The organism is Defluviimonas salinarum (assembly GCF_026013545.1).
In the GTDB taxonomy this organism is placed as follows: Bacteria; Pseudomonadota; Alphaproteobacteria; order Rhodobacterales; family Rhodobacteraceae; genus Albidovulum; species Albidovulum salinarum.
The window spans coordinates 24263-40477 of sequence record NZ_JAPDOG010000016.1; the positions used below are offsets into that span (position 1 = coordinate 24263).

10 protein-coding genes are annotated in these 16215 nt (G+C 66.9%); 6 read left to right on the forward strand and 4 right to left on the reverse strand.

The genetic code is table 11. From position 1 onward, the window contains the following. Positions 1 to 6: 6 nt before the first annotated feature. The 4 genes from narJ to OM960_RS16610 are packed head-to-tail and all read right to left on the reverse strand — an operon-like array spanning position 7 to position 8712. On the reverse strand, positions 7 to 708 hold the full coding sequence (gene narJ / locus OM960_RS16595) for a nitrate reductase molybdenum cofactor assembly chaperone (protein WP_264772742.1): 702 nt from the start codon (positions 706 to 708) through the stop codon (positions 7 to 9). After that, entirely contained in the window at positions 705 to 2225 is a 1521-nt protein-coding gene (gene narH, locus OM960_RS16600) for a nitrate reductase subunit beta (RefSeq protein WP_263339269.1), read from the reverse strand. Before narH ends, narJ begins: the two co-directional genes overlap by 4 nt. Next, positions 2222 to 5965, reverse strand: coding sequence for a nitrate reductase subunit alpha (locus OM960_RS16605; RefSeq protein ID WP_263339272.1), 3744 nt, complete (start codon positions 5963 to 5965; stop codon positions 2222 to 2224). Before OM960_RS16605 ends, narH begins: the two co-directional genes overlap by 4 nt. Positions 5966 to 5982: 17 nt before the next feature. Then, complete coding sequence (locus OM960_RS16610) at positions 5983 to 8712, reverse strand: nitrate/nitrite transporter (protein ID WP_264772743.1); 2730 nt, start codon at positions 8710 to 8712, stop codon at positions 5983 to 5985. A 257-nt stretch (positions 8713 to 8969) separates the two neighbouring features. Here OM960_RS16610 and OM960_RS16615 point away from each other — a divergent pair, with 257 nt between their 5' ends. From OM960_RS16615 to OM960_RS16640, 6 genes are all read left to right on the forward strand, one after another. Next, entirely contained in the window at positions 8970 to 9716 is a 747-nt protein-coding gene (locus OM960_RS16615; protein WP_263339276.1) for a helix-turn-helix domain-containing protein, read from the forward strand. A gap of 358 nt (positions 9717 to 10074) precedes the next feature. Then, on the forward strand, positions 10075 to 10302 hold the full coding sequence (locus OM960_RS16620; protein ID WP_263339277.1) for a hypothetical protein: 228 nt from the start codon (positions 10075 to 10077) through the stop codon (positions 10300 to 10302). Between the two features lie 221 nt (positions 10303 to 10523). Next, positions 10524 to 12674, forward strand: coding sequence for a dihydrolipoyl dehydrogenase family protein (locus tag OM960_RS16625; protein WP_264772744.1), 2151 nt, complete (start codon positions 10524 to 10526; stop codon positions 12672 to 12674). After that, positions 12675 to 13295: a CDP-alcohol phosphatidyltransferase family protein gene (locus tag OM960_RS16630; protein WP_264772745.1), complete on the forward strand. Its 621-nt coding sequence runs from the start codon at positions 12675 to 12677 to the stop codon at positions 13293 to 13295. A gap of 18 nt (positions 13296 to 13313) precedes the next feature. Further along, positions 13314 to 14501: an ABC transporter substrate-binding protein gene (locus OM960_RS16635; protein ID WP_264772746.1), complete on the forward strand. Its 1188-nt coding sequence runs from the start codon at positions 13314 to 13316 to the stop codon at positions 14499 to 14501. Further along, the gene (locus OM960_RS16640) at positions 14498 to 16207 is read left to right on the forward strand and encodes an ABC transporter permease (protein WP_264772747.1); all 1710 of its coding nucleotides are present in this window, start codon (positions 14498 to 14500) and stop codon (positions 16205 to 16207) included. Before OM960_RS16635 ends, OM960_RS16640 begins: the two co-directional genes overlap by 4 nt. Positions 16208 to 16215: the final 8 nt, after the last annotated feature.

Genomic DNA, 16215 nt, shown 5'->3' on the forward strand with positions numbered 1-16215 from the left:
CGCTCCTTACTGGGCCGGCCCGGCGGCGGCCGGGTTTCTGGGCAGGTCCATCCGCGCGAGGATGTCGCGCGAAATCGGGCAGCCCGCGTTCGGGTCGGGGGCGAAGGTAACCTGCGCCTCCTCGTAGACGGCGTCCAGCGCCTCGAGATCCTCGGGGTCGTCGTCCTTCTCGGACAGGAGCGCCTCGGCCTCGGGGCTGTCGGTGCCGGCGTTGGCGACTTTCGCCAGCGCCGTCAGGACCGCCGCGTAGGGCGTGTCACGCCGGGTCAGGCGTTCTGCGAGGACCGCGATGATGTGGCCGGCGTCGGCGAGGATCTCCTGCGCCTCGGTCAGGGGACGGGTCGAGAGGAACTCCAGGAGCACCGGCAGGTGGTCGGGAAGCTCCGGCCCGGTGAGGTCGAAGCCGCCGGTACGGTAGGTCTCCAGCAGATCCACCATCGCGCCGCCGCGATCCCGGCTTTCGCCGTGGATATGCTCGAAGAGGTTGAGCGAGAGCGTGCGAGAGCGGTCGAACAGGAGCACATAGCGCTCCTGCAGGTCGTAGATGTCGCCCTCTTCCATCCCGGCGAGCAGCGGCTCCAGCGCGAGGCGCTGGCCGAGATGCAGGAGGCCTTCGGCCTCCAGCACGTCGCGGATCGCCGGCACGGCGGACTGGAGGTCCGCCGTCGGGTAGGAAAGGAGCGCGGAGAGCGCCTTGAAGGTCTTCATTTCCAGCCCTCCGCAGGTGTCACGAACTTGCGGCTGCCGAAGAGCTTGCCGCCGGTGGTGCCGGTGGAGCAGCCGTTGCCGTCGGTGAAGCCGCAGCCGCCGCGCAGGTCGTAGGCGTCCTCCACGAGTTCCCGGTGCGTCGTCGGGATGACGAAGCGGTCCTCGTAGTTGGCGAGCGCCATGACCTTGTACATCTCGTCGATCTGATGCGGGGTGAGCCCGACACGCTTGGCGACGCCGATGTTGACGACCCCGTCCACGGTCTTCGACCGCATGTAGGAGCGCATCGCGAGCATCCGTTCGAGCGCGGAGATCACCGGCGCCTCGTCGCCCGCGGTCAGCATGTTGGCGAGGTAGCGGACCGGGATGCGGAGCGATTTCACGTCCGGCATGTCGTCCTGAACCGCGACCTGACCGGCCGCCGCGGCGTTCTGGATCGGCGACAGCGGCGGGATGTACCACACCATCGGCAGCGTCCGGTATTCCGGATGCAGCGGGAAGGCGATCTTCCACTCCATCGCCATCTTCCAGATCGGCGACTTGCGGGCGGAGGCGATCCAGTCCTCCGGCACGCCCTCGGCGCGGGCGGCCTCGATCACCTTCGGGTCGTTCGGGTCGAGGAACACGCCGAGCTGGGCGTCGTAGAGGTCCTTTTCACCCGAAACCGCCGCGGCCTCCGCGATCTTGTCGGCGTCATAGAGCATCACGCCGATGTAGCGGATCCGGCCCACGCAGGTTTCCGAGCAGACCGTCGGCATGCCGGATTCCAGGCGCGGATAGCAGAGCGTGCACTTCTCCGACTTCCCCGTCGACCAGTTGTAGTAGATCTTCTTGTAGGGGCAGCCCGAGACGCACATCCGCCAGCCTCGGCACTTCTCCTGGTCGATCAGCACCACGCCGTCCTCTTCGCGCTTGTAGATCGCGCCCGAGGGGCACGACGCGGCGCAGGCCGGGTTGAGGCAATGCTCGCAGAGACGCGGCAGATACATCATGAACGTATTTTCATACTGTCCGTAGATGTCCTTCTGGATGCCCTCGAAGTTGTAGTCCTTGCCACGCTTCTCGAACTCGCCGCCGAGGATCTCCTCCCAGTTCGGACCCCATTCGATCTTCTCCATCCGCTCGCCCGAGACTTTCGACCGCGGACGCGCGGTGGGGAAGGCCTCCATTTCGGGGGCCGATTTCAGGTGATCGTAGTCGAAGTCGAACGGCTCGTAGAAGTCGTCGATTTCCGGCAGGTCGGGGTTGGCGAAGATGTTCGCGAGAATCCGCCACTTGCCGCCCTGCTTGGGCTTGAGACCGCCCGAAGCAGTGCGTTCCCAGCCGCCGTTCCAGCGCTTCTGGTTCTCCCAGTCCTTCGGATAGCCGATGCCGGGCTTGGTCTCGACGTTGTTGAACCAGGCGTATTCGACGCCGTCGCGGCTGGTCCAGACGTTCTTGCAGGTGACGGAACAGGTGTGACACCCGATGCATTTATCGAGGTTCAGCACCATGCCGATTTGTGCGCGTACTTTCATTCCGCAGCCTCCACTTTCGAAGCCGGCCGGTCGAGCCAGTCGACCGTATCCATCTTGCGGACCACGACGAGTTCGTCGCGGTTCGAGCCGACGGTGCCGTAATAGTTGAACCCGTAGCTCTGCTGGGCATAGCCGCCGATCATGTGCGTGGGCTTCACGATCGCGCGGGTGACGGAGTTGTGGATACCGCCCCGTTTCCGCGTGATGTTCGAGCCCGGCGTGTTCACGATCTTCTCCTGGGCGTGATACATCAGGCACATGCCGTCCTTCACACGCTGCGACACGACGGCCCGCGCGGTCAGAACGCCGTTCGAGTTGAAGACCTCGATCCAGTCGTTGTCGACGATGCCCGCCGTCTTCGCATCATTCTCCGAGACCCAGACGACCGGACCGCCCCTGTTCAGCGTGAGCATCAGGAGGTTGTCGGAATAGGTCGAGTGGATGCCCCATTTCTGGTGCGGAGTGATGAAGTTCAGGACGACGTGCTTCTCGTTGGCGCCCAGGGCACCGGTCGCCGAGGCGTTGATCGTCTTGAGGTCGACCGGCGGCCGCCAGGTCACGAAGAATTCGCCGAAGGCCTGCATCCATTCGTGGTCCTGGTAGAGCTGCTGGCGGCCCGAGACGGTGCGCCACGGGATCAATTCGTGGACGTTGGTCCAGCCGGCGTTGTAGCAGACCTCCTCGCTCTCGATGCCCGACCAGGTCGGGGACGAGATGATCTTGCGCGGCTGCGCGGCGATGTCGCGGAAGCGGATCTTCTCGTCTTCCTTGACCTCGGCCAGGTGGGCGTGCTCTCGGCCGGTGGCCTTCGAGAGCGCGTCCCAGGCCTTGACCGCCACCTCGCCGTTGGTTTCCGGCGCGAGCATCAGGATGACCTCGGCCGCGTCGATCGCGGTTTCGATCTTCGCCATGCCCTCGGTCGGGCCGGTCACATGGGTGCCGTTCAGGTCCTTGAGGTGATGCACCTCGACCTTGGTGTCCCAGGCGATGCCCTTACCGCCGTTGCCGACCTTCTCCATGAGCGGCCCAAGCGAGGTGAAGCGAGCGTAGAGGTTCGGGTAGTCCCGCTCGACCGCGATATAGGCCGGCGCGGTCTTGCCCGGAACGAGGTCGCATTCGCCCTTCTTCCAGTCCTGGACGATCGGCTGCGCGATCTCGCCGGGGCTGTCGTGCTGCAGCGGCAGCTGCACCACGTCGGTCTCCACCCCGAGGATCTCGGGCGCGACCTCGGAGAACTTCTTCGCGATCGACTTGAAGATCTCCCAGTCCGACTTCGACTCGTAGGCCGGGTCCACCGCCGCCTGCAGCGGGTGGATGAACGGGTGCATGTCGGAGGTGTTGAGGTCGTCCTTCTCGTACCACGACGCGGTCGGCAGCACGATGTCGGAATAGACCGCCGTCGTCGACATGCGGAAGTCGAGCGTGACGAGGAGGTCGAGCTTGCCCTCTGGCGCCTTGTCGTGCCAGCGGGCCTCCACGGGCTTCGTCCGGCCTTCCTCGCCCAGATCCTTGCCGAGAACACCGTGATCGGTGCCGAGAAGGTGCTTGAGGAAGTATTCATGCCCCTTGCCCGACGAGCCGAGAAGGTTCGAGCGCCAGACGAAGAGGTTGCGCGGCCAGTTCTCCGGTGCATCCGGATCCTCGGCGGACATTTCCAGCGTTCCCGCTTTCAACTGCTCGGCGACGTATTCCGGGATGGTCTTGCCCGCCGCCTTCGCCGCCTTGCCCACCTCGAGCGGGTTGGTGCGGAGCTGCGGCGCCGACGGCAGCCAGCCCATCCGCTCGGCGCGGATGTTGTAGTCGATCAGGCTGAGGTCCTTGTAGTCGCCGTCCGGCGCGGTCGGCGAGAGGATCTCGGACGACGACACCGTCTCATAGCGCCACTGGTCGGTATGGGCGTACCAGGCCGAGGTGGAGTTCATGTGCCGCGGCGGACGCGCCCAGTCGAGCGCGAAGGCGAGCGCGGTCCAGCCGGTCTGCGGACGCAGCTTTTCCTGGCCGACGTAATGCGCCCAGCCGCCACCGGACTGACCCACGGCGCCGCACATCACCAGCATGTTGATGACGGCCCGGTAATTCATGTCCATGTGGTACCAGTGGTTCATCGCCGCGCCGATGATGATCATCGACTTGCCGTTCGTCTTCTCGGCATTGGTGGCGAATTCCCGTGCGACCTGGATGATCCGGTCGCGCTTCACGCCGGTGATCTTCTCCGCCCAGGCGGGGGTGAAGGGCACGTCAGCATTGAAGTCGCTCGCGACATGATCGCCGCCGAGGCCGCGGTCGAGGCTGTAGTTGGCGCAGAAGAGGTCGAAGACGGTGGCGACGTAATGCTCCTCGCCGTCCGCGAGCTTGATCTTCTTCACCGGCACGTTGCGGGTCAGCACCTCGCCGCGCGCGTCGTTCTCCCAGCCATTGGTGGCCGCGCCGCCGAAATAGGGGAAGTCGACGCCGATCACGTCATCGCGGTCGGTGTCGAGGACGAGGCTCATCTTGAGCGTGACATCCTTGCCCTCGGCCTTCTCCTCGAGGTTCCACTTGCCGGTCTCACCCCAGCGGAAGCCCACGGAGCCGTTCGGCACCACGATGCTGCCCGACTTCTCGTCGATCGCGACCGTCTTCCATTCGGGGTTGTTCGACTGGCCGAGCGACTTGTCGAAGTCGGAGGCCCGAAGCTGCTTGCCGGGCACATAGCCGTCGCCCTTCGGCTCCAGCTTCACCAGCATCGGCATGTCGGTGTACTTGCGGCAGTAGTCCTCGAAATACTCCGCCTGCCGGTCGAGGTGGTACTCGCGCAGGATTACGTGGCCCATCGCCATGCCGAGCGCGGCATCCGTGCCTTGCTTGGCGTTGAGCCAGATGTCGGAGAACTTCGCGGCCTCGGAATAGTCGGGGCTGACGACCGCCGACTTGGTGCCGCGATAGCGCGCCTCGGTGTAGAAATGCGCGTCCGGGGTCCGGGTCTGCGGCACGTTCGAGCCCCAGAGGATCAGGTAGCCCGCATTGTACCAATCGGCCGATTCCGGCACGTCGGTCTGCTCGCCCCAAGTCATCGGCGAGGCCGGCGGCAGATCGCAGTACCAGTCGTAGAACGACATGCAGGTGCCGCCGAGAAGGCTGAGGTAGCGCGAGCCCGCCGCGTAGGAGACCATCGACATCGCCGGGATCGGCGAGAAGCCGAACACCCGGTCGGGGCCGTAGGTCTTCGCCGTATAGGCGTTGGCGGCGGCGGTGATCTCGGTCACCTCGTCCCAGGTCGCGCGGACGAAGCCGCCCTTGCCGCGGATCCTGGTGTAATCCGCGCGCTTGGCCGGATCGGCCTGGATCGCCTTCCAGGCCTCGATCGGGCTCTTGGACTTGCGCAGGTCACGCCACATCCGCATCAGCCGGCCACGCACCAAGGGTGTCTTCACCCGGTTCGCGGAGTAGAGATACCAGCTGTAGGAGGCGCCGCGCGCACAGCCGCGCGGCTCGTGGTTCGGCAGGTCCGCGCGGGTGCGCGGATAGTCGGTCTGCTGGGTCTCCCAGGTCACGATCCCGGACTTGACGTAGATCTTCCAGGAGCACGACCCGGTGCAGTTCACCCCGTGGGTGGAGCGCACGATCTTGTCGTGGCGCCACCGGTTCCGGTAGGTGTCCTCCCAGTCGCGGTTTTCGATTGTGGTCTGTCCGTGGCCGTCCGCAAAGGTATCCTTGCGGACGGATTTCAGGAAGTTCAGACGGTCGAGAAGATGGCTCATCTTGCTCTCCTTACAGTTCAGGCCTGAGCCGGGGCGGCGGAAGGCCGACCACGCTCGAGGTCATGGAGAAGACCGCCGGGCCGCGTGTAGTAGACCCAGGTCAGGACAACACAGACCGCGTAGAAGATCAGGAAGCCCCAGAGCGCCATGAAGGGGGCGCCGGTCATGGCGATCGAGGTGCCGTAGGCCTTCGGGATGAAGAAGGCGCCGTAGGCGGCGATCGCCGAGGTGAAGGCGATGATCGCGGCGCTCTCGCGCTCCGCCTGCTTGCGGCTGGCGGCGGCGTCGAGGTTCGGCATGAGACGCGGGATCTCGCGGCCCATGATCGCCGGGATCATCTGGAAGGTGGAGGCGTTGCCGATGCCGGTCAGCATGAACAGCGCCATGAAGCAGGCGAAGAAGCCGGCGAAGGAACCGCCCGTGCCGTCCGTCGGCAGGAAGGTGATGACGCCGAAGACCGCCACGATCATGCCGAGGAAGGTCCAGAAGGTGACCCGGCCGCCGCCGAACTTGTCCGAGACCCAGCCGGTGGCCGCGCGGGAGAGCGCGCCGACGAGGGGGCCGAGGAAGACGTACTGCAGCGCGTTCACTTCCGGGAACATGAGCTTGGTCAGGAGCGGGAAGCCCGCCGAGTAGCCGATGAAGCTGCCGAAGGTCCCGGTGTAAAGGATGCACATGATCCAGTTGTGGAAGCGGGTAAAGATGATCGCCTGGTCACGGAACGAGGCCTTCGCGTCGGCGATGTCGTTCATGCCGAACCAGGCCGCGATGGTGGCGACGATGATGAAGGGCACCCAGACAAAGCCCGCGTTCTGCATCCAGAGCTCGCCGCCATCGGCCAGCTGCACCGGCGCACCGCCCATGGCGCCGAAGACGCCCATGGTGATGACGATCGGCACGAGGAACTGCATGACCGACACGCCGAGGTTGCCGAGGCCCGCATTCAGGGCGAGCGCGTTGCCCTTTTCAGCCTTCGGGAAGAAGTAGGCGATGTTGGCCATCGAGGAGGCGAAGTTGCCGCCGCCGAGACCGCAGAGGAGCGCCAGCACCATGAAGATCAGGTAGGGCGTCTCGGGGTTCTGCACCGCATAGCCGATGCCGATGGCCGGCAGGAGGAGCGATGCGGTCGAGAGCGTCGTCCAGAGCCGGCCGCCGAAGATCGGCACCATGAAGCTGTAGAAGATCCGCAGCGTCGCACCCGAAAGGCCGGGCAGCGCGGCGAGCCAGAAGAGCTGGCCGGGCGTGAAGTCGAAGCCGATGGCCGGGAGCCGGGCGACAACCATCGACCACACCATCCAGACCGAGAAGGCCAGGAGCAGCGCCGGGATCGACAGCCACAGGTTGCGGCGCGCGATCTTGCGGCCCTTCTCGTCCCAGAACGCCTTGTCCTCGGGACGCCAGTCGTCAAGTGTATGCGTGGTCATTACCGTCTTTCCAGGAATGTGGATGGGCTGCATCTCGGGCAGGCCCGGAAGCTCGTCGAGCGTCTTGCCGATGGCGGCACGTTCCATCTGACGGATGGACATGTGCATCCAGGCGAGCGCGATCGCGACGAGGATGAAGAGCAGCGCGAAGCAGCTCGTGTAGATGCCGGTCAGGTCGAGGAGCGCCCCGAACATGATCGGCAGGATGAAGCCGCCGAGGCCGCCGATCATGCCGACGAGGCCGCCGACCGCTCCGACGTGCTTCGGATAGTAGACCGGGATGTGCTTGTAGACCGCGGCCTTGCCCAAGGACATGAAGAAGCCGAGGCAGAAGAGCGTCACGACGAAGGGCCAGCGCCCCATCTCGGTCGAGAAGGTGATCGGGCCGTCCTTGCCCTGGATGACGTAGTCGGTGGGCGGGTAGGACAGCATGAAGAGGAAGACCAGCGAGAAGCCGAAGGTCCAGTACATGACCGAACGGGCGCCGAAGCGGTCCGAAAGGTGGCCGCCATAGGCGCGGAAGAGCGAGGCGGAAAGCGAGAAGGCCGCCGCCGACATGCCTGCCGTCTTCACGTCGACGCCGTAGACGTCGATCAGGTAGTGCGGCATCCACAGCGCCAGCGCCACGAAGGCGCCGAAGACGAAGAAGTAGTAGAGCGAGAAGCGCCAGACCTGGAGGTTCCGCAAGGGCGCGAACTGCTCACGCAGGCTCGGCGCCTTGACGCCGGTCTTGCGGCGCTCGACCAGCATCGGGTCGTCCTTGGCAAGGATGAAGAAGATCACGCCCATGAGCGCGATGCCGACGGCCCAGACCTGCGCCACGCCCTGCCAGCCATAGGCCACCATCACGAAGGGCGCGAGGAACTTGGTCACCGCCGCACCGACGTTGCCGGCACCGAAGATGCCGAGCGCGGTGCCCTGCTTGCCCGGCCCGTACCAGCGCGAGACATAGGCGACGCCGATGATGAACGAGCCGCCGGCGAGGCCGATGCCCAGCGCGGCGATCAGGTACATGACGTAGCTGTCGGCGAGCGTCAGCGCCCAGGTCGCGAGACCCGTCAGGATCATCTGCAGCGAGAACACGATCTTGCCGCCGTATTTCTCGGTCCAGACGCCGAGAATCAGGCGTGTGAGCGAGCCCGTGAGGATGGGGGTCGCGACCAGAAGGCCGAACGCGAACTCCGAGAGCCCGAGCTCTTTCTTGATCGCGACGCCGATGATGGAAAAGATCGTCCAGACTGCAAAGCAGACCGTGAACGCAATGGTGCTGAGTGCTAGGGCGCGGGTCTGATCGCCCTTCGACACATGCGAGCCATCAAGCATTGTCGCCTCCGTGAGTGGTGGCACGGGTGGCAAGGGCCCCCGCGATTGGCGGCAAAGAACCACCACGTCGATTCCCAAGGTTTGATCGAGGTCAAATTCTTGCGATTTTCCCGGAAAATTCAGGTTCTTATGAAGAATGTCCGGTCAGGCGGAGAAATCGTTCGCCCGGCGCTCGGACAAATTCCATTGCGCGGATCGACACTTGCCGCCGCAAGCCTTAACATTTATCAAGCCGACAATTCCGCTTCTGGTGATTCATGCGCGACGCCGACCTCGAAGAGATCCGCGACCTGTCGCTCTTCCGCGACATGGATGACGCGCATTTCGCCGCGCTCATGCGCGGCGCCTATCACCAGTCCTTTCCGCCCCAGGTCACGCTGATCGAGGAGGGGCAGGCGGCCGACTTCCTGCATGTCGTCACCGAGGGTGCGGTCGAGATGTACGCCCGCTGGGAAGGCCGCGAGACCACGATGTCGGTGGTGCGCCCGGTCTCGACCTTCATCCTCGCGGCCTGCATCAACGATGCGCCCTACCTGATGTCGGCGCGAACGCTGATGCCGTCGCGGGTCGCGCTGATCCCGGGCTCCGACCTGCGCACCGCCTTCACCAAGGATCCCGCCTTCGCGAAGGCGATCGTCGGCGAACTCGCCAGCTGCTACCGCAGCGTCGTGCGCCATGCCAAGGATCTGAAGCTGCGCGCCTCGCGCGAACGGCTTGCCGCCTATCTCCTGCGCCACGTACCCGCCCACGGCGCGCTGGACTTCGACCTGCAGATCGAGAAGCGGCTGCTCGCCTCCTATCTCGGGATGACGCCGGAGAACCTGTCGCGCGCCCTCCGCTCGCTGCGCGACGACGGCGTCGCGGTGGAAGGCCAGCACGTGACGATCTCCGATTTCGACGCCCTGACGGCGGTTGCCCGGCCGACGGCACTGATCGACGGCCCGGATTACTGCGGCAGGGAAGGGTCCGAATCCCCGTCGCGGCGTGATCCGGGCGGACATTGAGCCGGGAGTATCCCCCACGCCTGTCCCCGCACCGGGGTTCTCCGCGATGTGCGAGAGCGCACAAGCTATGTGCACGGCCCGGACCCCACCTCTGAAACGTTCCGGCCTACGCCGCCGTGAGCGGCGGCCGGGCCCGGCGGCGCCACTTCACGGTGTTTTCTTTCGAACCACAGCGGGTTGCGTCAACCCATCGCACGACTGTGACTCCCCGAAACATCACGGGCACGGTCCGGCAATTCCGCGTGAGCCGACGCGACCCGACTGTGATTTCCTTTAGCGGCGCCCGGCACGCATGTTGGTGTCACAGGGCACACCCGGCCCGATCAGTCGAAACACGAACCCGTCGAAAGGACCGAAGATGACACGCCTGATGATCGCAATCGCACTCGTTCTTGCCGCCGCCGGCACCGCCTCGGCCGTCACCGACCCGAGCGAACTGAGCGGGCCCGCCCGCATGGAGGCCCAGCGCCTCGTTCCGAACGGCAACTTCGACAATCTGACTTCGGCGCAGGCCGACGCGATCCGCTCGATCCTGTCGAGCGAAGAAGATGCACGCGGCGGCCAGATCCGCTCGGTGCTGAACTGACCCGATCGCGCCACGTTTCGGGCGCCCCGTTTGGGGCGCCCTTTTCATGTGTGCCGCCTGACCGGCGCGTTCACGAGATGCGGACATTTCTGTAACGGTCTTGGCGCGGCCCCGGCCTTCGTTGCACAACTGTCGGAAATGACTGGGGATCGCATGACCGGACCGAACATGAACCGTCGCGCGGCACCGGCCACCGGCAGCAACGACCGGGCCCGGCGCACATGAGAAAGCCGGCGCTCTTTCTCGCTCTCGCCGTCGTCATCGCCGCCCTGATCTGGCTGATCGGCCGCAATCCGCCCGATCTCGACATGCTGCGTGAACAGTTGATCGACCTCGACGCCTGGCGCGTCGAGCGGCCCCTGCTCGTCGCCGCACTCTTTTTCGCAGCCTATGTCGCGGTCACCGCGCTGTCGCTGCCGCTCGCGGTGTGGATGACGCTCGCGGCGGGCGCGCTGTTCGGCTTCGGCTGGGGGCTCGTTCTCGTCTCCTTCGCCTCGACGATCGGCGCGACGCTCGCTTTCCTTGCTGCCCGTTATCTCCTCTCTGACTGGGTGCATGGAAGATTCGGCAACCGCCTGCAGGCCATCGACGAGGGGATGACGCGCGACGGCGCCTTCTACCTCTTCACGCTCAGGCTGATCCCGGCGGTGCCGTTCTTCGCCATCAACCTCCTGATGGGACTGACGCCGATCAAGGCCTGGGTCTTCTACCTCGTCAGCCAGATCGGCATGCTCGCCGGCACCGCGGTCTATGTGAACGCGGGCACCCAGCTTGCCCAACTCGAAAGCCTGTCGGGCATCCTGTCGCCGCCGCTGATCCTGTCGTTCCTGCTGCTTGGCTTCTTTCCCTGGATCGCGAAATTCGCCCTGCGGCTCGTGAAGCGGCGGCGCGCCCATGCCGGCTGGAGCCGCCCCGCGCGCTACGACCGCAACCTCGTGGTGATCGGCGCCGGTGCCGCCGGTCTGGTCTCCGCCTATATCGCGGCGGCGGTGAAGGCGAAGGTGACGCTGGTCGAGTCCCACAAGATGGGTGGCGACTGCCTGAACTACGGCTGTGTGCCCTCGAAGGCGCTGATCCGTTCGGCCAAGCTCGCGCATCAGATGCGCCATGCCGACCGCTACGGGCTGGCGGCGACGCGGCCGGAATTCTCCTTCCGTGGCATCTTCGAACGTATCCAGGCGGTGATCGCCGCGATCGAGCCTCATGACAGCGTCGCGCGTTACGAAGGTCTAGGCGTCGACGTGCGGCGCGGCCATGCCCGACTGATCGACCCCTGGACGGTCCAGATCACCGATGACGCCGGCAATGCCGAACGGCTCACGACCCGCGCAGTGATCCTCGCCACCGGCGCCGCGCCCTTCGTGCCGCCCTTGCCGGGGCTCGACGCGGTCGGCTATCTCACCTCGGACACGCTCTGGGAGGAGATGGCGCAGCGAGAGGCCGGGCCGAAGCGGCTCGTGGTGCTCGGCGGCGGGCCGATCGGCTGCGAGCTGGCGCAGAGCTTCGCGCGGCTCGGCTCCGAGGTCACACAGGTCGAGATGCTGCCGCGCCTTCTGATCCGCGAGGACGAGGAGGTTTCGGCGCTGGTCAAGGCGTCGATGGAGGCCGACGGGGTCACCGTGCTGACCGGGCACCGGGCGCGGGCCTGCGGCATCACCGATGGCGAGAAGTGGATCGAGGTCGAGGCCGGGGGAAAGACCCGGCGCATCGCCTTCGACGATCTCCTCGTCGCGGTCGGGCGCGCGGCGCGGCTCGACGGCTACGGGCTCGAGGAACTGGGCATCCCGACCGGGAAGGTCATCGAGACGAACGAATACCTGGAGACGCTCTACCCCAACATCCTCGCTGCGGGCGACGCGGCGGGACCCTTCCAGTTCACCCATACCGCCGCGCATCAGGCCTGGTTCGCGACCGTCAACGCGCTCTTCGGCAAGTTCAAGCGGTTCCGCGCCGATTACCGGGTGATTCCCTGGGCCACCTTCACCGACCCCGAGATTGCCCGCGTCGGGCTGAACGAGGCGGAGGCGCGCGAGCGGAAGATCCCCTACGAGATCACGCGCTACGGCATCGACGACCTTGACCGGGCGATCGCGGATGCGGCGGCGCAGGGCTTCGTCAAGGTGCTGACCCGTCCGGGAAAGGACGAGATCCTCGGCGTCACCATCGCCGGCGAACATGCGGGCGACCTCATCGCCGAGTTCGTCTTCGCGATGAAGCAGGGCCACGGGCTCGGCAAGATCCTCTCGACGATCCACATCTATCCGACCCTGGCAGAGGCGAACAAGTTTGCCGCCGGGGAGTGGCGCAAGGCGCATGTTAACCCGACCGCGCTGCGGCTTCTGGAGCGGTTCCATGCCTGGCGGAGAGGCTGAATGATCGACCGCTACCTCCTGCCGCTGCAGCGCGCGGCGCTTATCCGCCCGGCGCGGGCGCTCGTCCGGCGCGGTGTCGGCGCCGATCAGGTGACGCTCGCGGGCTTCGCGGCCGGGCTCCTCGCGGTGGGCGCGCTGGTGGCGGGATGGTTCGGACTGGCGCTCCTTCTTATCGCGATGAACCGGCTCGCCGACGGGCTCGACGGCGCGGTCGCGCGCGAGGTGGGTCCGACCGAGCGCGGCGCCTTTCTCGACGTCGCGCTCGACTTCGTCTTCTACGCGCTGGTGCCGCTCGGCTTCGCGCTCGTCGACCCCGGCGCCAATGCGCTAGCGGCGGCGGCACTCATCGCCGCCTTCGTCGGCACCGGATCGAGCTTCCTCGCCTTCGCCGCCATCGCGGCGCGGCGCGGGCTTTCCGCCGATGCCTATCCGGCGAAGGGCATCTATTACCTCGGCGGCCTGACCGAAGGCGCCGAAACCATCGCGGTCTTCGCCGCGATGTGTCTCTGGCCCGCCGCCTTCCCGACGCTCGCCTGGAGCTTCGCCGCGCTCTGCGCCATCACCACGCTCAGCCGCTGGCACCAGGGCTGGACCGCCTTTTCCCCGACCGAACCAAGCTGACTCAGAACAGGAACCAACATGCGCCTTCCCCTACTCGCAACGCTGGCCTTCGGCCTCGCCGCCCCCGCCCTCGCCGGCGGCTGGGACGACACCGTCGCCGCCGCGCGTGGCCAGACCGTCTATTGGAACGCCTGGGGCGGCGACGAGCGCACCAACGACTTCATCGCCTGGGCGAGCGGCGCGCTTCAGACGCAGTACGGCGTGACCATCAACCACGTGAAGCTCTCCGACACAGCCGAGGCGGTGACGCGGGTGATCGCCGAGAAGGCGGCCGGGCAGGCAGAGGACGGCTCGGTCGACCTCATCTGGATCAACGGGGCGAACTTCCTGTCGATGAAGGAGCAGGGTCTGCTGCACGGCCCGTTCCTCCAGAACCTGCCGAACGCGCGCTATCTCGACCTCTCGGAGGGCTCCGCGGCGGTGGTGGATTTCACGATCCCGACCGAGGGCTACGAGAGCCCCTGGCGGCTCGCGAAGTTCGTCCTGACCCGTGACAGCGCACGGGTGGCCGAGCCGCCGCGCTCGATGGCGGCGCTCCTTGACTGGGCCAAGGCCAATCCCGGCCGCTTCACCCACCCGGCGGTGACGAACTTCATGGGCTCCACCTTCCTCAAGCAGGCGCTGATCGAGCTTGCACCGGACCCTTCGGTACTGCAGGCCGAAGCCACGGATGAGGCGTTTTCGGCCGCAACAGAGCCGCTTTGGACTTGGTACGACGCGCTTCGTCCCAATCTCTGGCGCGAGGGCGTGACCTTCCCCGAGAACGAGAGCGTGCTGCAGCAGATGCTGAACGACGGCGAGGTCGATTTCGCGATGGCCTTCGACCCGGCGGCGGCGGCGGCGGCGGTCGAACGCGGCCTTCTGCCCGAGACGGTGCGGAGCTACGCGCCCGAGGCGGGCTCGATCGGCAACATCAGCTTCGTCGCGATTCCGTTCAACGCCGCCCACAAGGAGGGCGCGATGGTGGTGGCGAACTTCCTCCTCGACCCCGCGGTGCAGGCGCGGGCGCAGGACATCACCGTCCTCGGCAGCTACTCGGTGCTCGACCCCGCGAAGCTCGACGCCGCGGCGAAGGCGGCCTTCGACGCCCTGCCCGACTCCCCTGCCCTGCCCTCAAACGAGGCCCTCGGCCCGACCCTCGGCGAGCCGCATCCGAGCTGGATGACCCGTCTCGCCGAGGACTGGGCGCGGCGCTACACCGAATGACGGCGCCCGAAGGCCGCCTGCTCCGGCTTCTGGTGCTCGGTGCGGTTGCGGGCGGCCTCGTGCTGCCGATCCTCGCCGGGCTCTGGGAGACCGCGCGGGCGGCCTTCGGCCATTTGCCGGCCATCGGGGCAGATGGGCTTTCGCTCGACCCCTGGCGACGACTCTTCGACCTGCCGGGCTTCGGCACCAGCCTGACGCTGACGCTCTGGACCGGCTTTGCCTCGACCGCGCTGGCGCTGGTGCTCGCGGTCGGCTTAGCCGCGGCGATGTACGACCGGGCGGGCTTTCGCGGCGGCGCCCGGCTGCTGGCGCCCTTTCTCGCGACGCCGCATGCGGCGCTGGCGATCGGCCTTGCCTTCCTCATTGCGCCTTCTGGCTGGATCTCCCGCCTCCTCAGCCCTTGGGCGACCGGCTGGGACCTGCCGCCCGACCTCGCCACGGTCAACGATCCGGCGGGACTCGCGCTGATCCTCGGGCTCCTGGTCAAGGAGGTGCCGTTCTTCCTCCTGGTAATCCTTGCGGCACTGTCGCAACTGCCGGTGCGCCGCCACCTCGAGGCGGGCCGCGCGCTCGGCTACGGGCACGGCGTGGTCTGGATCAAAGTGATCGGCCCACAGCTCTACCCGTTGATCCGGCTGCCGGTCTACGTGGTCCTCTCGTTCGCGCTCTCGATCGTCGACATGGCGATCGTGCTCGGCCCCTCGAACCCGCCGGTGCTGGCGGTGGCGGTCACGCGCTGGTTCCTCGCCGCCGAGACGACGCTGATCCTGCCCGCCTCGGCGGCGGCCCTCCTGCAAAGCGCGGTGGTGGCGGGCGGCATCGGCCTCTGGTGGGCCGCGGAACGGGCGCTCGCGCGGATCGGCCGGGTCTGGATCCGGCGCGGCGGGCGCGGGGTCTCGGCCGAACCGGGGCTCGTCGCGGCCGGGGCGGCGGTCACCGGGCTGATGGCGCTCGGCGCGGGCGCCTTGATGGCACTCGCCGTCTGGTCGGTCGCCTGGCGCTGGTCCTATCCGCGCGCCCTGCCGGAAAGCTGGAGCCTCGCCGCCTGGGGCCGTTCGGCCGCAGGCTGGGGAACGGCGGTCGAAAGCACGGTGATCATCGGCGTCGCGACGACCGCGCTGGCGCTGATCCTCGCCGTGGCCTGGCTCGAGGGCGAGGACCGCGACCACCTGCCCCGCGCCACTTGGGCCGAGGCGCTGATCTACCTCCCGCTGCTCGTGCCGCAGATCGCCTTCCTCTACGGGCTCCACGTCGTCTTCCTCAAAGCCGGGATCGGCGGCGGGATCGGTGCAGTGATCTGGGCGCATGCGCTTTTCGTCTTTCCCTATGTGATGATCGCGCTCTCCGATCCGTGGCGTGCGCTCGATCCGGCGTACATACGTGCGGCGGCGGCGCTCGGCGCCGGACCGGTTCGACGGCTCTTCGCGGTCAAGCTGCCGATCCTGCTGCGCCCGCTGTTGACCGCCGCGGCGATCGGCTTCGCGGTTTCGGTCGCGCAATACCTGCCGACGCTCTTCATGGGCGCAGGCCGGGTCGCAACGCTGACGACCGAGGCGGTGACGCTTTCGTCAGGCTCCGACCGCCGGGTCACCGGCGTCTATGCCGTTCTGCAGGCGGCGCTGCCGTTCCTCGCCTATCTCGCCGCGCTTGGCGTACCGGCGATTCTACACCGCCACCGGGCCGGGCTGTCAGGGGGTGCCGCGTGAGGGGTCTG